Below are 21068 nucleotides of genomic sequence, written 5' to 3' on the forward strand. Positions count from 1 at the left end.
CATGACCCTGCTGGACACCGACCGGTTCGACTCCGCGGCGGACTCCGCCGGGTGGACCACGGCCTGCCGCTACGAGCACCTCATCCCCGGCCGCGGAGTGGCCGTGCTGCTCGACGACGGCGAGCAGGCCGCCCTCTTCCGGCTCGCCGACGGATCGCTCCGGGCGATCGGCAACATCGACCCGTTCTTCGGTGCCGGAGTGCTCTCCCGCGGGCTGGTCGGTGACCGCGGCGGCCGCGCCGTGGTCGCCTCCCCGCTGAAAAAGCACCTCTTCGACCTCGACGACGGCAGCTGCCTGGACGACCCGCGGGCGGCGGTGCCGGTGTACGCCGCCCGGGTCACCGCCGAGGGCTTGGTGGCGGTCGGGCGCGCCGGGGCCGGAGTGGCCGCCTGATCGGTCAACTCGCCGCGGCGCGGACACCTCGGCGGTAGCCTCGGATCACCTGGCCCGACGACGGATCGAGGCGAAGCCGATGAACAAATTCTCGTTGACAGCGCTGGCCCGCGATCAGTTGCACCGCGCCAAGACCGAGGCCAGCGGCCGGCGCGCGGACACGGTGTTCGGCGGCCACGAACACACCCTGCGTCAGACCGTCATCGCGCTGGCCCAGGGGCACCGCCTCGATGAGCACACCACCCTCGATGACGCCACCCTGCAGGTGCTCACCGGCCGGGTACGGCTCAGCGCCGGAGCCGACGAATGGATCGGCTGGGTCGGCGATCTGTTGATCATCCCCGATGGCGCTCACGCGCTGGAGGCCCTGGAGGACTCGGTGGTGCTGCTGACGGTGGCCAAGAAGAGTCGCTGACCGACCGCAGGCCCGCCCCACCCGCGAACGCACCCGGCGGCGATACCGGCCGGGTACAAAGGGGAGAGAAGCCGGAGGAGACGCCCGGCAACGTCGCACGCGGGCCCACGCGCACTTCGGGTGTGCCCGGGTGGGACGCCAATCGGAAGGAATACGGCGATGTCTGCGACCCAACGGGGAATCGTGGTCGGCTACGACGGGTCGGGACCGGCCCGGGCGGCGCTGCGCTGGGCGGTCGACGCGGCGCAACGCCACCAGCAACCGCTCACCGTGGTGCTCGCCATCACCGTGGCGCAGGTCGAGGCGCAGGCCATCGCCTGGGAGGTCGACGCCAGCCCGGTGTCGCTGCGCGAACCCTACGAGCGGGAGGCCCGCCGCGTGCTCGGCGACGCGCTGGAGGTCGTCGAAGCCACCGTCGGGTCCGGCCCGCGACCGGAGGTGCGCACCGAGACGATCTGGGCGCAGCCGGTTCCCACCCTGGTGCACATGTCGAAGGATGCCTCCCTGGTGGTGGTCGGGTCCCGGGGCCTCGGGGCGGTCCGGCGCACCCTGGTCGGCTCGGTCAGTGCCGGGCTGGTCCAGCACGCCCGCGGTCCGGTCGCGGTGATCCACGGCGACGACGAGCGCGGAAAGAATGCCGCGGAGCTGCCGGTCCTGGTCGGCGTCGACGGTTCCCGCGCCTCCGAGCTGGCCACCGAGATCGCCTTCGCCGAGGCGTCGGTACGCGGTGTCGGGCTCACCGCGCTGCACGCCTGGCACGACGCCGACCTGGTCGGGGTCACCGGCGACGAGTGGTCGGATCTGGTCACCCGCGGCGAGCAGGTCCTCGCCGAGCGGCTCGCCGGCTACCAGGAGCGCTACCCGGACGTCGCGGTACGACGGGTGGTGGTCTGGGGGCAACCGACCCATCACCTGCTCGAACACGCCGAGTCCGCACAACTGATCGTGGTGGGCAGCCACGGCCGCGGCGGGTTCACCGGGATGCTGCTCGGTTCGGTCAGTCGCGCGGTGGTGCACGCCGCCGAGATCCCGGTGATCGTCGCCCGGCGGCCATGACGGCAGCGGACCGCGGCGAACCCGTCAACCCCGTCGACCCGGTCGACGAGGCACCGCACCAGGGTCCACAGATCCACGAAACCCATTCGGGCATCGTCGTTCTCGTCGGAGACCGGGCCTACAAGGCGAAGAAGCCGGTCACCACGGATTTCTTGGATTTCGCCACGCCGGAGAAACGGGAGCAGGTCTGCCTCCGGGAGGTGGAACTCAACCGTCGGCTGTCACCACGCAGCTACCTGGGGGTGGCACACCTGAGCGGGCCGGGCGACGGGCCTGCCGAACCGGTCATCGTGATGCGCCGACACCCCGACAGCGCCCGACTGGCCGCGAAAGTGCGTGCCGGCGAGCCCGTGGACGACGTGCTCGATGCGATCGCCGGGATCCTCGCCCGGTTCCACACCGCCGCCAAGCGTGGCCCGGTGATCGACGAGCAGGGCACGGTCGCGGCGGTGCGCCGGCGATGGCACGCCAATATCCGGGAACTGGCCCCGTTTCGTTCCGACCTGGTCGATCCGGCGCTGCTCGGCGAGATCGAACTGCTGGCCGATCGCTACCTCGACGGACGCACCGCCCTGTTCGAGCAGCGCATCGCGGACCGCCGCATCGTCGACGGCCACGGCGACCTGCTGACGGACGACATCTTCTGCCTGCCCGAAGGGATCGAGATCCTCGACTGTCTGGAGTTCGACGACGCCCTTCGGCATGTCGACGCGATCGACGACATCGCTTTTCTCGCCATGGATCTGGAGTTCCTCGGCCGCCGGGACCTGGCCGAGGTTCTGCTGGCGCGGTACCGCCACCATGCCGACGATCCGGCGCCGGAATCGTTGGTCGACTTCTACATCGCCTACCGGGCCCTGGTCCGGGCGAAGACCGACTGTGTCCGGTTCGGCCAGGGGCATGCCGAGTCCCGGGCGGCCGCCCACACCCATCTGGCGATGGCCGTGGACCACCTGCGGAGTTCCGCGGTGCGGCTGGCGCTGGTCGGCGGCGGGCCGGGAACCGGCAAGACCACCGTTGCCGGTCTCCTCGCCGAGCGGGTCGATGCTCGGGTCATCTCGACCGATGAGGTGCGCAAAGAGCTTGTCCGACGGGGCCGCATCGGTGGCGAACCCGGAACCCGCGACGCCGGACTGTACCGAGCGGACCAGGTGAACGCGGTCTACGAGGAAATGCTGCGGCGGGCCCGGGCACTGCTCGAGCGCGGCCGACCGGTGATCCTCGACGGCACCTGGCGAGACCCCGACCGGCGTGAGCAGGCCCGGGCAGTGGCCGGGGAGACCCGGGCGAGCCTGATCGAACTGTGTTGCACCGCTGCAGCCGAGGTCGCCGCGCGACGCGTCGGAAACCGGAGCGCCGACCATCCCTCCGACGCCACCGCCGAACTGGCCCGGCAGTGGGGGACCGACGCCGAGGACTGGCCGCAGGCCCACCGCATCGATACCGGCGGCCCGGTCCAGGACGCGGTGGCCGCGGCGGAGAGCCGGTGGCGCGGGGCCGAACCCGCCTCACGCCGCGGCGGGTAACGCGGCTCCGCGGAACAGGCCGACGATGGCTTCGGCCAGCTGCGGTCGATGCGCCAACGGAGAAGTCACCAGATCGGCCCCCGACGCATGCAACCGGTCCTGAAAAAAGCCGTCCGCCAACAGGTAGGACAACACCGTCACCGCGGCGCCCGGCACGGCGGCCCGGGCGACGCGAACCGCCTGGGCCACGGTCGGAGCGCCGGCGGCGGCGAAGGCCAACCGTACCGGCCGGCCCAAGCGGGCAGCGAGCAGCGCGGACGTTCGGTCCAGGTCCGCGCGGGCCACCGGATCGGAACTGCCGGCCGCCGCCAGCACCACCGGCCCGCCGTCCGGGGCGCCCGCGTCGGCCAACTGATCGACCAGCATCGAGACCAGTGCCGGACCCGGCCCCAACGCCGGGGTCACGGTCACCTCCGGGTGCCCGCTGGCCACGATCTGGGCGGGCAGGTCGGTACGCACGTGATAGCCGCGGGCCAGGAACGCGGGCACCACCACCGCCGGGCCCGGCCCGAGCCTGCTCAGCAGTTCGGCCGGGGACGGTGCGGCGACATCGACGAAGGCGACCTGCACCGGATCCCCGAGCCGCGCACCGACGCGATCCGCGAGGTGTTCGATCATCGCGAGACCCGAGGCGTGTCGGCAGCCGTGGGCCACCAGGACCCGGTTCACGCCGCACCGCACCGGTCGTCGACGGCCAGCCGGTACCCGCGTTTGACGACGGTGCCCACGATGCCGCGATCACCCAGCGCCGTCCGGAGCCGAAGCACCGCGGTCTCCACCGCATGGGTGTCGCTGCTCGTGCCCGGCAGGACCCGCAACAATTCCGCCCGGGTCACCACCGCACCGGGCTGACGCGCCAGGAGGCGCAGCGCCGCCATCGCCGACGGCGGTACCGCCCGAGGCGTTCCGTCGACGGCCACACCGGCGTTGCGGATCTCGATGACGTGCCCGCCCGCGTGCACGACGCGGCGGGCCAGCCGCGGCAACTCCTCGCCGATGTGGCGGGCCAGCGCACCCAACCGCGAACGGTCCGGGCAGGACACCGGGATCTGCCGGCGGGCCAGCGGCGTGGCGCAGTGCGGCCCGACGCAGAACACGGCGACATCGCCGCGCAACGCCTCGTGCACCGTTTCGGTGAGCCCGAGCTCATCGGCACGTGACAACAGCGCCAGGGCGGCCGCCGCCGAGGTGAAGGCCACCGCGTCGACCCGGCGCCGGACGACCTCGCCGATCACCCGGTCGAGCGGGCCGCCGGCGGGCGGCAGTGCCCACCGGTAGGTGCGGATCGGGATCAGCTGTGCTCCCGCGTCGGCCAGCACCGAAAGCAGGTGCGGCGCGGGGTCGAGGTCATCGGCCAACCCGTGCGTCTGCACCGCGACCCGCCGGCCGGCGACGCCGTCAGCCAGCAGGTGGGCAAGGAGGTCGGTCGAGGACTCCGACGACGGTGCCCAGTGCTCGCGTAAGCCGGCGGCCCGCAGCGCGCCGGTGGCCTTGGGTCCGCGGGACAGGATCCGGGCACCGGCGACGGATGCCAGCAGGTCGGTGGCCACGCCCCAGCCGTCGGCCGCCGCGATCCAGGCCCGCAAGCCCAGCGCGGTGGTGGCGACGAACACCTCGGGGGGCGAGGCGATCAGTGCGGCGGTGGCCCGGCGCAACTCAGTGTCGTCGGGCAGTGCGACCATCTCGATCGCCGGTGCGGTGCTCACCGCCGCGCCGGCGCGGCTCAGCAGGGCGCAGAGTTCCGCCACGCGATGCGCGGCGGTCACCGCGACCCGGTAACCGGTAAGCGGTCCTCGGCTCATGTGTCCGGTTTATGCGTCCGGCATTTCCGTTGTGTTACACCGCGATTGCCGCGCCATTGCGTGAGCTCAGCGTCTCTGCGAGATCGCTCACAAGAGGGCGGGCACCGGCTCCGGTTCACGGACCGGCGGCGGTGTGGCCGGTGTCCGGCGCACGTATCGTACCCAGGTCAACACCGCCGCAATGCCGTAGAACGCCAAGAAGATCCAGTACGCGGTGGTCTCCGAACCAGTACTCGCGTAGGACTGGCGCAGGGTCAGGTCGATGCCCACACCACCCAGAGCCCCGATGGTGGAGGCGAACCCGATCAGCGCGCCCGCGTGGGTGCGCGCCCAGTGCTGCCGCTCGGTCTCGCTGAGATCCAGTGCGCGGCTGCGTTCCTCGAACACCGAGGGGATCAACTTGAACACCGACCCGTTGCTCATCCCGGCCAGCACGAACAATGCGATGAACCCGACGATGTATCCGATCATGGTGAGGGTATGGGTGGCGCCATAGACGTGGTTGGGTCCGTGCATGTAGTCGTCGTGGACGCTCAACGCCACCAGCAGGCCGGTGGCTCCGATCATGCCGCCGAAGACCCACAGGCTGACCCGGCCCCCACCGAGCCGGTCGGCGAGCTTGCCGCCTGCGACCCGCGCCAAGCCACCCAACAGTGGGCCGAGGAAGGCGATCTGAGCCACATGCAGCGACACCTGCGCCGGGGACTGCCCGGTGCTTTCGAAGTTGACGTGCAGCACCTGCCCGAAGGCGAACACGAACCCGATCCAGGAACCGAACGCGCAGGTGTACAACAGCGTGATCATCCAGCTGTCCGGCACGGCCAGGATCGACCGGATGTGACCCACTTCGATGGTGTGATCGAGGTTGTCCATGAACAGGGCCGCGGCGACCGCGACCGCGGCCAGCACCACCAGGTAGACCGCGCAGACCCAGTAGGGCGCCCGATTGCCCGCGGTGGCCAGTACGAGCAGGCCCACCAGCTGGATTCCGGCCACACCGAGGTTGCCGATGCCGGCGTTGATTCCCAGCGCCACCCCCTTGAGCCGCTGCGGGTAGAACGCGTTGACGTTGGCCAGTGAGGCCGAGTAGTTGCCGCCGCCGAGCCCGGTCAGCGCGGCACACGCCGCGAACATCCACAGCGGCAGTCCGGGATGGTCGAGCAGGTACAGCGTCCCGGCGGTGGGGACCAGCAGGACCAGCGCCGAGAACACCGTCCAGTTCCGGCCGCCGAATTTCGCCAGGCCCAACGTGTAGGGGATTCGGGCGCATCCGCCGACGAAGGTGGCGACCGCGCCGAGCAGCAGTTTGTCGCCGGGCGAGAAGCCGAAGACACTCTCGGGCATGAACAGCGCCATCACCGCCCACAGGGACCAGATCGAGAACGCGGCGTGATCGCCGGCGACCGTGCAGACCAGGTTGCGGCGCGCGATGCGCTTGTTGCCGGCCTCCCAGGCGACGGTGTCCTCGGGGTCCCAGTGCTCGATGCGGTGTCGGCTGGCCATGCACTCTCCTCACGGTCCGATCCGGGTTCGGGTGTACCGCCAGCCAGGTTAGAAATCCGGTGTGTCAGAACTGTTACTCCGCGCTGTGAAACCGCCGGGAAACCCCTCCCGATACGGTGGGCGTGGGGCCGCCGACGGGGCCGCCGGCGAGGTGACGACGGTCACAACGTGACCCGGAAAGCCGATGCGCGGCTGTCGATGCCCGGTCGGCCGATTCGCGGTCACGGGAAGAGGAGACGCAGGTGTCGAAGACCTTCGTTGTCGTCGGGGGCGGTATCGCCGGGGTCAAGGCCGCAGAGAGTTTGCGCGCCGACGGTTTCACCGGTGACATCATCCTGATCGGGGACGAACCCCGGCTTCCCTACGACCGGATCCCGTTGTCGCTCGAGTTCCTGGCGCCCAAGACGTCACCGATCGCGCAGAACTATGCCGAAGCAGACCAGCGGCTCGGGCTGGCGGACTTCACTTTCCACGATCAGGACTGGTACCGGGACCACGGCATCGATCTCCGCACCGGCGTCCGGGTTGAGGCGCTGGACCCGGTCGCGCACACCGTGCGATCGGCTTCCGGCGAGACCGTCCGCTACGACAAGTTGTTGTTGGCCACCGGGTCCCGGGCACGCCGGTTGAAGACTCCCGGACCGAACGCGGGGCGGATCAAATACCTGCGCGACTATGCCGATGCTGTGGAACTGGACTCACTCCTGACCGAGGGGTCGTCGTTGGCGGTGATCGGGGCGGGCTGGATCGGCTTGGAGGTCGCCGCCAGCGCCCGACAGCGCGGCGTCGACGTCACCGTGGTGGGCCGGTCGGAGATCCCCCTGGTCAACGCCGTCGGCCCCGAGTTGGGCACCGAGTTCGCGCGCCTGCATCGTGAGAACGGGGTGGACCTGCGGTTGGGGGCGCAGGTCGGCGACATCACCGCCGGCGAGCTCCGCTTGACCGACGGGACACGGGTGCCGGCGGACACCGTCTTGGCGGCCGTCGGTGCGGCCCCGGACCTCGAGCTGGCACGAGGTGCCGGGTTGGCCACCGGGATGGGCGGGGTGCTGGTCGACGCCGGTCTGCGCAGCAGCGACCCGGACATCTTCGCCGCCGGGGACATCGCCGCCGCCGAGCACCCGATCCTCGGCGTCCGGGTGCGGGTCGAGCACTGGGCCAACGCGCGTAAACAACCCGTGGTGGCCGCGTCGGGCATGCTGGGGCGCCCGGGCGAATACCGTGACCTGCCGTATTTCTTCACCGACCAATTCGACCTGGGAATGGAATACGTGGGGTACGCGGCCGGCTACCGGCGAGTGGTGTTCCGCGGCGATCGACCGGGGCGCGAGTTCATCGCGTTCTGGGTGGACGCGCAGCATCGGGTGCTGGCCGGGATGAACGTCAACGTTCCCGGCGTGGTCGACGACATCAAGGCCCTGGTGCTCTCGCGGGTCCCGGTCGATCCGGGGCGGCTGGCGGACCCGCGGGTCCCGCTGGACCGGCTGGTCGCGGGCTGACGCTTCCCGGTTTCGGGCGCACGAACAGCCGCCAGGTCAGCAGGAACGCGAACAGATAACACGGCAGGAAGATCGCGAACGCCCGGGTCTCGTTCCCGGTGGCCAGGTAGGAATGCCGCAGCACCAGGTTGACCGCGACCGCGCCCAGTCCACCGAAGGCGCCGGCGAAGCCGATCAGCGCCCCGGACAGCGCCCGGGATTCGGTCTGCTGGAGTGCCCGGGGTGTGCGCTGACCGACCGGTTCGAACAGTGCGGGGACCAGGGTGAACACCGCGCCGCTGCCCAGGCCGGAGAAGACGAACAGGACCAGGAAACCGGTGAGATAACCCACCAGCGTGGCGGTGTCGGCCGGCCCGGGGAGGCGACCGTCGCGGATGCTCACCGCCAGCAGCCCCGCGGCGGTCACCACCATGCCGGCGAAGCCGACCAGGGTGACCCGGCCGCCGCCGTGGCGGTCGGCGACCCGCCCCGCGATGACGCGGGCCACCGCGCCGAGCAGTGGGCCGACGAACGCGACCTGCGCGACCTGCAGCCTCGCGTCGGCGCCGCTGTGGCCGCCGGCGACCAGGTTGATGTAGAGCACCCGGCTGAACGCGAACGCGAATCCGAGGAACGAGCCGAAGGTGCAGCCGTAGAGCACGGCGACGGCCCAGGACCGGCGGTCGGCGAGGATCGTGGGGAAGTGGTGAAGCCGCAGCGGATGGGCCACGTCGTCCATGAACAGCGGCGCGATGACCCCGACCGCGGTCAACACCACCAGGTAGCCGGCGCAGATCCAGTGCGGGTGGGCGCTGCCCGCCGCCAGCAGCAGCAGGGCGCCGACCTGCACCACCGCCACGCCCAGGTTCCCGCCGCCGGCGTTGACCGCCAGCGCGGTGCCCTTGAGGCGCTGCGGATAGAGCGCGTTGACGTTGACCATCGAGGCCGAGTAGTTGCCGCCGCCGAGTCCGGTCGCCGCGGCGCACACCAGATAGACCCAGAACGGCAGGCCCGGGTTGGTCAGCAACACCAAGGTCAGCCCGGTCGGCAACACCAGGATCAGCGCGGCGAACGTGGTCCAGGCGCGACCGCCGAATCGCGCCAGCCCCAAGACATACGGGATGCGGACCAGGGCGCCGACGAACGCGGCCACCGCGCCGAGCAGCAGCTTGTCGGCCAGCGACAGACCGTAGACCGACGTGGGCATCAGCAGCACCAGTGCCGACCAGATCGCCCACACCGAGAACGCGACATGGTCGGCGGTCATCGACGCGATGAGGTTCCGGCGGGCGACGCGCCGGTTGCCCGCCGCCCACCCGGACCGGTCTTCGGGATCCCAGTCGATCACCCGGCGGGCCCGCGGGAAGGCGTCGCTCACCGGGCTACCAGACGTCGCCGTCGCGCCAATCGCAGGCCAACTCCGCGGTCGGGTCCAGGTCGACCGAGACCGGCAACACGAACACCGATCGATCCTCGTCGGGGGTGCGGACCGGGCCGTCGGGGGTCAGCGCCGCCGTCGGGCCGCGCCACGGCAGCCAACCGCGCACCGTGTAGAGCCGCCGGCCCCGTTCGGAGGAGCTCAACGCGCCGAGCGGGTAGGCGCCGCGGATCACCTGCTCGCAGGCGTCGAGCACCGCGATCGCCAGCCCTTGGCCCCGCCAGTCCTCCCGGACCGCGACCGCCTCGACGTACCCGCAGCGCAGTGCCACGCCGCGGTGCAGCATCCGGCGCTGGACCACCGCGCCGTGGGCGATGATCGAACCGTGCCGCCAGACCAGGGCGTGCATACCGCCGAGCGCGTGGTCCCACTCGGTGTCGGTCAGTTCGCCGTCGTAGGCGTCGATGACCATCCGGTGTGCGCTGCGGCGGGTGTCCTGGTCGAGATCGGAGGTGTGGATCAGACGGGCGGTGTGAACCTGGGCATGCACACTGCCCGGTCTACCAGGTGCCGCCCGCCGCGGCGACCGAAGCGTCCGAATGGTGGTCTTCGGCATGGCGCGGCCGGGACCAATGCAGGCGGACGTGCTGGCCGGGCCGGATCTGGGCCAGCTTGTCGAGGTCGTCGTCGACGACGACACCGGCGACCGGGAAGCTGCCGGTCAGCGGATGATCAGGGCCCAGGATCACCGGTTGCCCCGACGGCGGCACCTGGATGGCGCCGCGGGTGGTGCCTTCGCTGGGCAGCTGCCGGTCCGGCCGGCGCAGCCGCAGCGGCCGGCCTTCCAGGCGCATGCCGACGCGGTCACTGCGGTCGGTGACCATCCAGATCGAATGGACCAGCGTGTCGGGGTGCTCCAGCCAGTCGTCGCGCGGCCCGGGCACTACCCGCAGGTCCAGCAGCTGCTCGTCGATCGGTTCGACCGGAGCGTGGTCGAGTTCGGGGAATTCCTCGCTGTGTTCACCGATCGGCAACACGTCGCCGGTGCGCAACGGGCGCGGCCCGATCTGCGACATCACGTCGTAGCTGCGCGAACCCAGCACCGGGGGGACGTCGATGCCGCCGCGGACCGCCAGGTAGGTGCGCAGGCCGGCGTGCGGGGAGCCCAGGGACAGGATCTGACCGTCTTCGACGGTGTGAATGCTGTTGGTGCCGAACGGCACACCGCTGACGGTGGGGTCGGTGTCGGCGCCGGTGACCGCGACCGTGACGTCGCCGCCCCGCGCCCGCACGGCCAGCCCGCCGAAGGTGACCTCGATGGTGGCGGCGTCGTCGGGGTTGGCCACCAGCCGGTTGGCCAGCGTGTGGGCGCCGAGGTCGGCCGCGCCCGAGCGGGTGACGCCGAGATGGATCAGCCCGGCTCGGCCGAGGTCCTCGATCAACGCCAGCGGCCCGGTGCGCAGAATCTCCAGGGTGGGCGCGGTTCGGGTAGGCATCGTGTTCTCCTTCTGGCGGCTAAGCGGCCCGGAACTGCACCCACATGCCCGGTGTCAACAGCGCCGGGGAGGGGCGGGTGATGTCCCACACCACCGTGTCGGTGCGGCCGATCAGTTGCCACCAGCCGGGTGATTCGCGCGGGTAGATCCCGCTGAACTCCCCGGCCAGCGCCACCGACCCGGCGCGGACCAGGTCGCGGGTCTCGGCGCGGCGCGGAATCGCCAGTCGCGGGTCCCCGCCGGTGAGGTAGGCGAAGCCGGGGATGGCGCCGCCGAACCCCACCCGCCACGGCGTCGCGGTGTGCGCGTCGATGATCTGCGCCACGCTCAACCCGGTGTGCTCGGCGACCACCGGCAGGTCCGGGCCGTCGTAGACCACGTCGATCACCACGTCGGCCCCGGCCGGCGGCGGACCGGTCTGGATGTCGTCGGCGATCACCTGCATGCGCCGCAGCCGCTGCCGGGTGGCGCCCTGGTATCGAGGGCTTTCCAGTTTCAGCAGAACGGTGCGGGACGCGGGCACCACGTCGTGCACGCCCGGAAGTTCGGCCTTGCGCACCGCCGCGGTCCAGGCCAACACCTCGGCGGTGCTGGCGAACTGCAGCAGCAGCGCCCGGTCGCCGTAGTCGAGGACCGCGTCGGAGACGGTCAGATCCAATGCCGCGCCCATGGCCCGACGGTAACGCTCGACGGCGGCCCGGGTAAGGGGTTTTCGAAGCTTGCCAGAACGGCCTTAGCAACCGCTCAGAGCGCGTCGATGAGCAGCGGCGGCAGTTGGTCGGCCACCACCGGGTAGCTCAGCGGCGAGGCGAATGCGATCGCCCCGGAGAGCTCCGGCGGGGTGAAGACCTGGGGGGTGTGGACCGCCGCGATCTCCGGGTCGGCGCGCAGCGCATCGGCGTCGGGTTCGGAGTCGGTCGTCCAGATCACCACGTCGGCGGTGTCGAGGACCTGGCGGATCCGGTCGCGGGGGATCACCGCACGCACTCCGTCGCCGAACTCGCCGAGTCGGTCGGCGACGCGCAGCCCCATCGCGGTGAGGAATTCGGTGCGCCACCCCTGGGCGGCGACCACCTCCCCGCGTTCGAGGCGACCGTCGAGCAGCATCACCGTGCGGTCCCGGAACTGCGGGTGCGCCTCGGCAACCGACGCGAACCGGGCGTCGACTCCGTCGATGATGCCGCGCATCCGCTCGCCGGCGAACACCGCCCGGCCGATCGTGGCGGCCTGATCGCGCCACGGTTCGAAGAAGGCGTCGGGCCCGCTCTGCGGCACCGTCGGCGCCACCTCCGACAGGGCGGCGTAGGTGTCGGCGTCCACCCCGGCGTTGGTGGCCACGATCAGGTCCGGCTCCAGTGCGGCGACGGCGTCGACGTCGATCCCCGCATCGAGGGTGAGTACGGCCGGTTCGGCGGCACCGAGTTGGGTGCGGGCCCACGGCCATACCGCGAACGGCTGGTCGCCGAACCAGTACGTCACCCCGACGGGCACCACACCGACCGCGAGCAGGTCGTCCTGGCCGGTGTAGCCGGCGCTGACCACCCGGGCCGGCGGGCCGTCGATGACGGTCTCGCCGAACAGGTGGCGGATGGTGACCGGCTTGCCGGGGTCGTCCTCGTCGTCTTCGGTGCGGGCGCAGGCGGCGGGCAACCCGGCGGCGATCAACCCCGCCGCCGCGACACCGAAGAAGCCGCGCCGGCTCCACTGTTGTGCCACCGGGGCAGACTAACCCGCGTGGCCCCCGTGGGTCAGCGCGGCGACCCGTACCCGCCGCCGCCGGGGGTCTCGATCACCACGGTGTCGCCGGGGTCGAGCCGGACCGAGTCGCAACCGCCCAGCTCGATGACGCGGCCGTCGGCGCGCACCACGGTGTTGCGTCCCAGTCCGCCCGGGCCGCCGCCCGCCATGCCGTAGGGCGCGACCCGGCGGTGCCCGGAGAGCACGCTCACCGTCATCGGCTCGGTGAACTCCAGGCGCCGCACCGCGCCGTCGCCGCCGGGCCACCGGCCGACCCCGCCGCTGCCGTGGCGCACCGCGAACTCGCGCACCAGCACCGGGAAACGCCACTCGAGCACCTCGGGGTCGGTGAGCCGAGAGTTGGTCATGTGGGTCTGCACCACCGGTGTCCCGGCGAACCCGTCGCCGGCGCCCGAACCCGATCCGAGGGTCTCGTAGTACTGGTGGTCCGCGTTGCCGAAGGTGAGGTTGTTCATCGTGCCCGAACCCTCGGCCTGCACGCCCAGCGCACCCAGCAGCGCGCCGGTGATCGCTTGGGAGGTCTCGACATTGCCGGCCACCACCGCCGCCGGGGGCTTTGGAGCGAGCATCGAGGCGGGCGGTACGACGATGCGCAGCGGACGCAGGCAGCCGTCGTTGAGCGGGATGTCGTCGGCGACCAGGGTGCGGAACACGTACAGCACGGCCGCGGTCGCCACCGCGGCGGGAGCATTGAAGTTCGTACCCAACTGGGCTGAGGTGCCGGTGAAGTCGACGGTGGCGCTGCGGCCGGCGCGGTCGACCTCGATGCGCACCGTGATGGTGGCACCGGAGTCCATGGTGTAACGGAATTCGCCGTCGCGCAGCCGGTCGATGACCCGACGGACCGCCTCCTCGGCGTTGTCCTGCACATGGCGCATGTAGGCCTGAACCACATCGAGGCCGAAATCACCGATCATGGCGTGCACCTCGTCGACGCCCTTCTGGTTGGCCGCGATCTGGGCACGCAGGTCGGCGAGGTTCGCCTCCGGGTTGCGGGACGGGTACTCCGCCGACGCCAGCAACTCCAGCGTCTGCTCCTCGCGGAACACGCCGTCCTCGGTGAGCAGCCAATTGTCGAACAGCACGCCCTCTTCGGCGATGGTGGTGCTGTCGGCGGGCATTGACCCGGGGGTGATTCCGCCGATCTCGGCGTGATGGCCGCGGGACGCGACGAAGAACAGCAGTTCGGTTGCATCGGCACCGAAAACCGGTGTGATCACGGTGATGTCGGGCAGGTGGGTGCCGCCGTGATAGGGGTCGTTGACGGCGTAGGACTGGCCGGGCCGCATGGTGCCGGCGCGGCGGGCGATGACCTCCCGGACGGTCGTGCTCATCGAGCCGAGGTGCACCGGGATGTGCGGAGCATTGGCGACGAGGTTGCCGTCCGGGTCGAACAGCGCGCACGAGAAGTCCAGCCGCTCACGGATGTTCACCGACTGTGCGGTGGCCTCCAGCCGGGTTCCCATCTGCTCGGCGATCGACATGAACAGGTTGTTGAAGATCTCCAACAACACCGGGTCCACCGCGGTGGACGCTCCGCGAGCCGTCGCGGCCTCGGTCCGGACGAGGACCAGATGGCCGCCGTCGGTCACCGTCGCGCGCCAGCCCGGATCGATGACGGTGGTGGCGTTGGCCTCGGCCACGATCGCCGGTCCGTTCACCGTCGCACCCGGCGACAACGCCTCACGGCGGTGCAGCGGGGCATCGCGCCAGGCACCGGCGCAGTGCAACGGCACCGCCGCCGGCTCGTCTGCCTCACCCGCAGCGATTGCGAGCGGGGCGAGATCGGGTTGCTCGGTGCGCCCGGTCGCCTCGACCGCGACCGCGCCGGCGATGAGCGGCCGGTCCAGCGTGAACGAGTACATGGCGCGGTGGCGGGCCTCGAACGCCGCGGTCATCGTCGCCGGGTCGGCCATTTCGACCGCGAGGACGGTGTCGGTGCCCGAGTAGCGCAGGTGGGCGCGGCGCACCACCTCCACCCGGTGTGCGGGTACGCCCTGGGCGTCGAGGTCGGCGCGAACCTCGCGCTCCAGGTCGTCGGCGCAGGCGGTCAGCCGGGCGTGGCCGGCCGGTCCGACGGGGAGTTCCACCGCCTGCTCGCGCAGCGCGGTGGTGTCGGCCAGCCCGATCCCGAGCGCGGAGAGCACCCCGGCCATCGGCGGGACCACCACGGTGCGCATGCCCAATGCGTCGGCGACCGCGCAGGCGTGCTGGCCGCCCGCTCCGCCGAACGTGGTCAACGCGTAGCGGGTGACGTCGTGGCCTTTCTGCACCGAGATCTTCTTCACCGAGTTGGCGATGTTGGCCACCGCGATGCGCAGGAAGCCCTCGGCGACCTGTTCGGCGGACCGGTCGTCGCCGGTGGCCGCGGTGATGCGGCCGGCCAGTGCGCGGAACCGGTCGCGCACCGTCGCGGCGTCCAGCGGCTGGTCGCCGGCCGGGCCGAACACGGCGGGGAAGTGTTCCGGCTGGATGCGGCCGAGCATCACGTTGGCGTCGGTGACCGTCAACGGTCCGCCGCCGCGGTAGCAGGCCGGGCCGGGCGCGGCTCCGGCGGAATCCGGGCCCACCCGGTATCGGCTGCCGTCGAAGTGCAGGATCGACCCACCCCCGGCCGCCACGGTCTGGATGTCCAGCATCGGGGCGCGCAACCGCACCCCGGCGACCTCGGTGGCGAACAACCGCTCGTAGGCGCCCGCGTAGTGCGAGACGTCGGTGGAGGTGCCGCCCATGTCGAAGCCGATGACCCGGTCGAACCCGGCGAGCTCGGACATCCGTGCCATGCCGACGATGCCGCCCGCGGGACCGGACAGGATGGCGTCCTTGCCGCGGAAGTGGTCGGCCTCGGCGAGTCCGCCGTTGGACTGCATGAACATCAGCGGCACGCCGCTGAGTTCGCCGGTCACCTGCCGCACGTAGCGGCGCAGCACCGGGGAGAGGTAGGCGTCGACCACCGCGGTGTCACCGCGTGGGATGAGCTTCATCAGCGGGCTGACCGCGCTGGACAGCGACACCTGGGTGAACCCGACCCGCTCGGCCAGCGCCCCGATCAACCGCTCGTGATCGGGGTAGAGGTAGCTGTGCAGGCAGACCACCGCGACCGCGCGCAGCCCGTCGGCGTGGGCGTGGCGCAGTTGCCGCTCGATCCGGGCCGGGTCGGGCGCGGTGAGCACGGTGCCGTCGGCGTGTACCCGCTCGTCGACCTCCAACACCCGCGCGTAGAGCGGCTCGGGCAGCACGATGTGCCGGTCGAAGATCCGCGGCCGGTTCTGGTAGGCGATGCGCAGCGCATCGCCGAAGCCGCGGGTGATCACCAGCAGAGTCGGCTCCCCGGCCCGTTCGAGCAGCGCGTTGGTGGCCACGGTGGTGCCCATCCGCACCGCCCCGACCTCCTCGGCGATGGATTGCTCGGCGTCCGCCCCGAGCAGGGCGCGGATCCCGGCGACGGCCGCGTCGGCGTAGTGGGCGGGGTTGTCCGAGAGCAGTTTGTGGGTGAGCAGCCGACCGTCGGGGCGGCGGGCCACGATGTCGGTGAACGTCCCGCCGCGGTCCACCCAGAACTGCCAGTTGCCGTCGCCCACCTGCCCGATGGTAATTCGACGACCGGCTGCGACCGGCGTCACATAAAGTGAGGTCATGTTCAACGCCATGGACCTTCCCGGGCAGGTCATCAACAAATTTCAGCTGTTCGCCGAGCGCGGTGCCGCCGAGTTGCACTATCTGCGCAAGATCTTGAGCTCCGGGGCCCTGAAGGTGGGGTCACCGCAGATCATCGCCGCAGCGATCAGCGATGCGGTGCGCTGGGGCGAGCTGGGCATGATCCCGGCGCTCAACGCCCGCCGCAACCCCAACGGTCGCGCCGTCATCGACGATGACGGCAGCATCACCTTCAAGGAACTCGACGACGCCGCCAACGCGGTGGCCAACGGGTTGGTCGCGATGGGAGTCCGCGGCGGCGACGGCGTGGCGATCCTGGCCCGCAACCACCGCTGGTTCCTGATCGCCAACTACGGCTGCGCCCGGGTCGGCGCCCGGCTGATCCTGCTGAACAGCGAGTTCTCCGGCCCGCAGATCAAGGACGTTTCCGAGCGCGAAGGCGCCAAACTGATCATCTACGACGACGAGTACACCGCCGCCGTCGCCCAGGCCGAACCGCCGCTGGGCAAACTGCGGGCCCTGGCGAAGAACCCCGACACCGACACCCCGTCGGGCAGCACCGACGAGACGCTGGCCGAGTTGATCGCGCGCAGCAGCACCGCCCCACCGCCCAAGGTGACCAAGCACGCGTCGATCATCATCCTGACGTCGGGCACCACCGGAACGCCCAAGGGCGCCAACCGCAGCACCCCGCCCACCCTGGCGCCGATCGGCGGGATCCTGTCCCACGTGCCGTTCCGGGCCGGGGAGGTGACGTCGCTGCCGTCACCGATGTTCCACGCCCTGGGCTACCTGCACGCCACACTGGCGATGTTCTTCGGGTCCACGCTGGTGCTGCGCCGACGGTTCAAGCCCGCCACCGTGCTGCAGGACCTCGCGGAGCACAAGGCGACCGCGATGATCGTGGTCCCGGTGATGCTCGCGCGGATCCTCGACGAGCTGGAGAAGACCGAGAAGAAGCCCGACCTGTCGGCGCTGCGGATCGTGTTCGTCTCCGGCTCCCAGCTCGGCGGGGAACTCGCAGCCCGGGCGATGGACGACCTCGGCCCGGTCATCTACAACATGTACGGGTCCACTGAGGTGGCGTTCGCGACCATCGCCGGCCCCGAGGACCTGAAACGGGACCCGGCCACCGTCGGGCCGGTCGTCAAGGGCGTCAAGGTCAAGATCCTCGACGACAACGGCAACGAACTGCCCCAGGGCCAGGTGGGCCGGATCTTCGTCGGCAACTTCTTCCCGTTCCAGGGCTACACCGGCGGCGGCGGCAAGCAGATCATCGACGGCCTGCTCTCCTCGGGGGACGTCGGGTACTTCGACGAGACCGGTCTGTTGTTCGTCAGCGGCCGCGATGACGAGATGATCGTCTCCGGTGGGGAGAACGTCTTCCCCGCTGAGGTGGAGGACCTCATCAGCGGGCACCCCGAGGTCGTGGAGGCCACTGCCCTCGGTGTCGAGGACCGCGAGTGGGGAGCGCGGCTGCGGGCCTTCGTGGTCCGCAGGGAGGGCTCCGAGGTCGACGAGGACGCCATCAAGCTGTACGTGAAGGAGCGGCTGGCCCGCTACAAGGTGCCCCGCGACGTGCTCTTCCTCGATGAGCTGCCGCGCAACCCCACCGGCAAGATCCTCAAACGCGAGCTGCGCGAGCTGTAAATGAGCGCCGCCCGCCCGCGAGAATGAAGCCATGCAGGAAAAGGTCGAGAGGCGGTCTGCATAACTTCACTCTCGCGTGAGGGTGCGGCCGTGTGCCGAAGACGGCGTCAGGGGCCGAACCCGGTGGCGCCGTCCAGTTGCTCCCGGAGGATGTCCAGGTGGCCGGCGTGCCGGGCGGTCTCCTCGATCATGTGCAGGTAGATCCAGCGCAGCGACACCGCACCGAGGCGGGTGTGCGGCACGGTGTGCTCCAACGTCAGACCGGTGGCGGCCCGCCGGGACTCCGCACACTGCTGCTGGTATTCGGCCACCAGCACCGGTAGGGATTCCTCGGTGCGGAAGTCGAATTCCCACTCCCGGCCGTGGCTGCGCTGGTTCTCGCCGGTGCGGTCGCGCAGCACCTGGCCGAACCAGCCGTGCTCGGCCCAGCGCAGATGCTTGACCAATCCGCCCACGGTGGTCGCCGAGGGAACCAGGTGTCGGCGCGCCGCCTCGTCGGACAAGCCCGCCGCTTTCGCCACCACGATGTCGCGGTAGCCGTCGAGGAACGCCGCCAGCGTCTCACGCTCGCCGCCAGTGGCCTGCTCACCGGCGAGAAGGCGCGGAGGTGCGGACACGGCGTCAATCTAGCAGCGGCCGGCCGCCACGACGGCGCGGTCATCCCTGAAATCGACAGCCCAGCGGCGCTATCCCCGCAAAAAAGGGCCGTTTTCGCCGTTACGGTGTCGATTTCAGGGGCACCGTACTTTGTCGGCTCGGTTTACGGGTCCCGGGGCAAGCCCAGCAGCCGCTCGGCGATGATGTTGAGCTGGACCTCCGAGGTGCCGCCGTAGATCGTGGTCGCGCGGCTGAACAGCAGATATTCGGTCCACTTACCCGGTTCCTGCTCAGAATCCCCGATAGCGGCGTCGGCGCCGAAGGACGCGACGCCGAACTCGGCGTAGCCCTGCCCGGTGCGCATCGACAGCAGCTTGGACACCGCCGCCGACGGCATGGCGTCGCCACCGGCGAGGGTCAGCAGGGTCGAGCGCAGGTTGAGCAGCTTGGCGGCGTGGCCCTCGGCGATGAGCCGGCCGGCCTGGTTTTGCGCCACGGCGTCGAACTGGCCGTCACGGACGAACTCCACCAGTTGATCGAGGGTGGCCAGGAAGGGCATCTCGGTGCCGCCGATCGAGACCCGCTCGTTGGTCAACGTGTTGCGGCTGACCTCCCAGCCGCGGTCGACCTCGCCGAGCACCAGCTCGTCGGGGATGAAAACGTCGTCGAGGTAGACGGTGTTGAACATGGCGCCGCCGGTCAGCTCGCGCAGCGGCGAGACCGTCACTCCCTCGGTCTTCATGTCCAGCAGGAAGTAAGTGATCCCGTTGTGCTTCGGCGCGGCGGGATCGGTGCGGGCCAGCAGCGCGCCCCACTGCGAGAACTGGGCCGCGGAGGTCCAGATCTTCTGCCCGGTGATCCGCCAGCCGCCGTCGACCTTGACCGCCTTGGTGGTGAGGCTGGCCAGGTCGGAACCGGCGCCCGGTTCGGAGAACAACTGGCACCACACCATCTCGCCGCGGAAGGTCGCCGGCAGGAAGCGCTGCTGCTGTTCGTCGGTGCCGTAGGCCACGATCGACGGGATGATCCAGGCGGCGATCCCCATCTGTGGGCGCTTGACCCGGCCGGTGGAGAACTCCTGGGCGATGATGATCTGCTCCACCGGGGTGGCGTCGCGCCCCCACGGCTTGGGCAGGTGCGGCTGCACCCAGCCGGCTTCGGCGATCGCGACGGTGCGTTCGTCACTCGGCATCGCCTTGAGTGCGGCCACCTCGGCTCGGATCTCCTCGCGCTGGGCCTCGGTGTCCGGGTCCAGGTCGATGTCGACCTTGCGCATGCCGGTGCCGGTAGCGGTGTCCACCACCTGCTGCGGGTAGTCGCCGCGTCGGCCGAAGGCGGCGGCCAGCAGCAGGGCACGCCGGTAGTAGACGTTGGTGTCGTGCTCCCAGGTGAAGCCGATTCCGCCGTGCACCTGGATGCAGTCCTGGGTGCAGCGCTGGGCGGCGGCGGGAGCGAGGGTGGCGGCGACCGCGGCCGCGAACTCCGCGTGCGCGTTGTCCCAACCGTTCTCGGCGACGTCGTCGAGTGCGCGGGCGGCGTCCCACACCGCGGCGGTGGCCCGCTCGGTGTCGGCGATCATCTCGGCGCACTTGTGCTTGACGGCCTGGAACTGGCCGATCGGCCGGCCGAACTGTTCGCGGATCTTAGCGTAGGCCGCGGCGGTGTCGGTGGCCCACCGGGCGACGCCGACGGCCTCGGCGGACAGCAGCGTGGTGATCAACGCGCGGGCGTGGGCGCTGTTGAGGTTGCTCAACACCGCCTCGGCGCCGACCTCGACGGCGTTGGCGCGCACGTGGGCGATCGGGCGCAACGGGTCGACGCTCTCCACCGGCTCGATCTCGAGCTTCTCGGCCTCGAGCACCACCCACTCGTCACCACTGTCGATCGCCACCGGCAGCACCAGCAGCGATGCCTGCGCGGCGGCGGGTACCGAGCGGACCTCGCCGCGGATCACCAGGGTGTCGCCGGAACGGGTGGCGGTCAACTGGGAGTCGAGCGCGTAGGCGGCGATGGTCTCGCCCGAGGCCAGGCCGGCCAGCGGGGCGGCGCCGGCGTCGTGGGCCGCGATGAGGGCGCTGGCGATGGCGGACGGGACGAACGGTCCGGGGACAGCGCCGTAGCCGAACTCGGCGAGCACCACGGACAGTTCGAGGAGCCCGAAGCCCTGCCCGCCGACGTCCTCCGGCAGATGCACCGCCGAGAGGCCTTGGCCGGTGGCCGCGGCCCAGTACGGCGGTGGGTTGTCGACCGGGGTCTCCAAGGCGGCGTGCAGCGTCTCCGAGGGTGCTACCTTCGCGACGAAGGCCTTGACGGAGTCGGCCAGATCCTGATGTTCGGTGTTGATCGCAATCGGCATGT

17 protein-coding genes are annotated in these 21068 nt (G+C 70.9%); 6 read left to right on the forward strand and 11 right to left on the reverse strand.

Translation table 11 applies throughout. The features are described 5' to 3' along the window. Position 1 precedes the first annotated feature (1 nt). The 4 genes from nirD to AWC30_RS15805 all read left to right on the forward strand — a co-directional run bounded on the left by nirD (position 2) and on the right by AWC30_RS15805 (position 3391). A complete protein-coding gene (gene nirD / locus AWC30_RS15790) occupies positions 2–394 on the forward strand; it encodes a nitrite reductase small subunit NirD (protein WP_085111227.1) in 393 nt (130 codons plus the stop codon). Positions 395–473: 79 nt separating this feature from the next. Continuing rightward, positions 474–809: a cupin domain-containing protein gene (locus AWC30_RS15795; RefSeq protein WP_085111177.1), complete on the forward strand. Its 336-nt coding sequence runs from the start codon at positions 474–476 to the stop codon at positions 807–809. Positions 810–968: 159 nt separating this feature from the next. Continuing rightward, positions 969–1865 carry a universal stress protein gene (locus tag AWC30_RS15800; RefSeq protein WP_085111178.1) on the forward strand — a complete coding sequence of 299 codons (897 nt, stop codon included), beginning with the start codon at positions 969–971 and terminating at the stop codon, positions 1863–1865. Then, positions 1862–3391: a bifunctional aminoglycoside phosphotransferase/ATP-binding protein gene (locus tag AWC30_RS15805; protein ID WP_085111179.1), complete on the forward strand. Its 1530-nt coding sequence runs from the start codon at positions 1862–1864 to the stop codon at positions 3389–3391. The genes AWC30_RS15800 and AWC30_RS15805 overlap by 4 nt, the downstream gene beginning before the upstream one ends. On the opposite strand, the gene AWC30_RS15810 is transcribed toward AWC30_RS15805, so the two are convergent. From AWC30_RS15810 to AWC30_RS15820, 3 genes are all read right to left on the reverse strand, one after another. Next, a complete protein-coding gene (locus AWC30_RS15810) occupies positions 3374–4072 on the reverse strand; it encodes a sirohydrochlorin chelatase (RefSeq protein WP_337333779.1) in 699 nt (232 codons plus the stop codon). The two genes, AWC30_RS15805 and AWC30_RS15810, sit on opposite strands and share 18 nt — an antisense overlap. Further along, positions 4057–5193 (reverse strand): uroporphyrinogen-III synthase, encoded by a 1137-nt coding sequence (locus tag AWC30_RS15815; protein WP_085111180.1) that lies wholly within the window; start codon positions 5191–5193, stop codon positions 4057–4059. Before AWC30_RS15815 ends, AWC30_RS15810 begins: the two co-directional genes overlap by 16 nt. Before the next feature lie 87 nt (positions 5194–5280). Next, positions 5281–6696: an MFS transporter gene (locus AWC30_RS15820; protein ID WP_085111181.1), complete on the reverse strand. Its 1416-nt coding sequence runs from the start codon at positions 6694–6696 to the stop codon at positions 5281–5283. Positions 6697–6938: 242 nt separating this feature from the next. Between AWC30_RS15820 and AWC30_RS15825 the strand changes: the two genes are divergently transcribed. Next, positions 6939–8195: an NAD(P)/FAD-dependent oxidoreductase gene (locus tag AWC30_RS15825; RefSeq protein ID WP_085111182.1), complete on the forward strand. Its 1257-nt coding sequence runs from the start codon at positions 6939–6941 to the stop codon at positions 8193–8195. Here AWC30_RS15825 and AWC30_RS15830 read toward each other — a convergent pair. From AWC30_RS15830 to AWC30_RS15855, 6 genes are all read right to left on the reverse strand, one after another. Continuing rightward, entirely contained in the window at positions 8107–9552 is a 1446-nt protein-coding gene (locus AWC30_RS15830; protein WP_109562100.1) for an MFS transporter, read from the reverse strand. The two genes, AWC30_RS15825 and AWC30_RS15830, sit on opposite strands and share 89 nt — an antisense overlap. 4 nt (positions 9553–9556) lie before the next feature. Beyond that, the gene (locus AWC30_RS15835) at positions 9557–10102 is read right to left on the reverse strand and encodes a GNAT family N-acetyltransferase (RefSeq protein WP_085111183.1); all 546 of its coding nucleotides are present in this window, start codon (positions 10100–10102) and stop codon (positions 9557–9559) included. A gap of 10 nt (positions 10103–10112) precedes the next feature. Further along, positions 10113–11048: a 5-oxoprolinase/urea amidolyase family protein gene (locus AWC30_RS15840; protein ID WP_085111184.1), complete on the reverse strand. Its 936-nt coding sequence runs from the start codon at positions 11046–11048 to the stop codon at positions 10113–10115. A 19-nt stretch (positions 11049–11067) separates the two neighbouring features. Continuing rightward, positions 11068–11718, reverse strand: coding sequence for a 5-oxoprolinase subunit B family protein (locus AWC30_RS15845; RefSeq protein WP_085111185.1), 651 nt, complete (start codon positions 11716–11718; stop codon positions 11068–11070). 74 nt (positions 11719–11792) lie between these two features. Next, positions 11793–12764 (reverse strand): ABC transporter substrate-binding protein, encoded by a 972-nt coding sequence (locus AWC30_RS15850; protein WP_085111186.1) that lies wholly within the window; start codon positions 12762–12764, stop codon positions 11793–11795. 32 nt (positions 12765–12796) lie between these two features. Then, entirely contained in the window at positions 12797–16444 is a 3648-nt protein-coding gene (locus AWC30_RS15855; protein WP_085111187.1) for a hydantoinase B/oxoprolinase family protein, read from the reverse strand. Here AWC30_RS15855 and fadD2 point away from each other — a divergent pair. Further along, positions 16443–18113 (forward strand): long-chain-fatty-acid--CoA ligase FadD2, encoded by a 1671-nt coding sequence (fadD2, locus tag AWC30_RS15860; protein WP_085111188.1) that lies wholly within the window; start codon positions 16443–16445, stop codon positions 18111–18113. The genes AWC30_RS15855 and fadD2 overlap by 2 nt on opposite strands. 107 nt (positions 18114–18220) lie before the next feature. On the opposite strand, the gene AWC30_RS15865 is transcribed toward fadD2, so the two are convergent. Both AWC30_RS15865 and AWC30_RS15870 read right to left on the reverse strand, forming a co-directional pair. Continuing rightward, entirely contained in the window at positions 18221–18730 is a 510-nt protein-coding gene (locus tag AWC30_RS15865) for a DinB family protein (protein WP_085111189.1), read from the reverse strand. A gap of 143 nt (positions 18731–18873) precedes the next feature. After that, positions 18874–21066, reverse strand: coding sequence for an acyl-CoA dehydrogenase family protein (locus AWC30_RS15870; RefSeq protein ID WP_085111190.1), 2193 nt, complete (start codon positions 21064–21066; stop codon positions 18874–18876). Positions 21067–21068: the final 2 nt, after the last annotated feature.

The sequence above is a fragment of the Mycolicibacillus trivialis genome, from assembly GCF_002102395.1.
GTDB classification, from domain to species: Bacteria; Actinomycetota; Actinomycetes; order Mycobacteriales; family Mycobacteriaceae; genus Mycobacterium; species Mycobacterium triviale.

What these genes read in the sequence shown, in the direction of transcription:
- AWC30_RS15795 (WP_085111177.1), top strand. Translation starts at nt 474, where the DNA reads ATGAACAAATTCTCGTTGACAGCGCTGGCCCGCGATCAGTTGCACCGC.
- AWC30_RS15840 (WP_085111184.1), bottom strand. Translation starts at nt 11,048, where the DNA reads ATGCCTACCCGAACCGCGCCCACCCTGGAGATTCTGCGCACCGGGCCG.
- fadD2 (WP_085111188.1), top strand. Translation starts at nt 16,443, where the DNA reads ATGTTCAACGCCATGGACCTTCCCGGGCAGGTCATCAACAAATTTCAG.
- AWC30_RS15815 (WP_085111180.1), bottom strand. Translation starts at nt 5,193, where the DNA reads ATGAGCCGAGGACCGCTTACCGGTTACCGGGTCGCGGTGACCGCCGCG.
- AWC30_RS15870 (WP_085111190.1), bottom strand. Translation starts at nt 21,066, where the DNA reads ATGCCGATTGCGATCAACACCGAACATCAGGATCTGGCCGACTCCGTC.
- AWC30_RS15805 (WP_085111179.1), top strand. Translation starts at nt 1,862, where the DNA reads ATGACGGCAGCGGACCGCGGCGAACCCGTCAACCCCGTCGACCCGGTC.
- AWC30_RS15855 (WP_085111187.1), bottom strand. Translation starts at nt 16,444, where the DNA reads ATGACCTCACTTTATGTGACGCCGGTCGCAGCCGGTCGTCGAATTACC.
- AWC30_RS15820 (WP_085111181.1), bottom strand. Translation starts at nt 6,696, where the DNA reads ATGGCCAGCCGACACCGCATCGAGCACTGGGACCCCGAGGACACCGTC.
- AWC30_RS15845 (WP_085111185.1), bottom strand. Translation starts at nt 11,718, where the DNA reads ATGGGCGCGGCATTGGATCTGACCGTCTCCGACGCGGTCCTCGACTAC.
- nirD (WP_085111227.1), top strand. Translation starts at nt 2, where the DNA reads ATGACCCTGCTGGACACCGACCGGTTCGACTCCGCGGCGGACTCCGCC.
- AWC30_RS15800 (WP_085111178.1), top strand. Translation starts at nt 969, where the DNA reads ATGTCTGCGACCCAACGGGGAATCGTGGTCGGCTACGACGGGTCGGGA.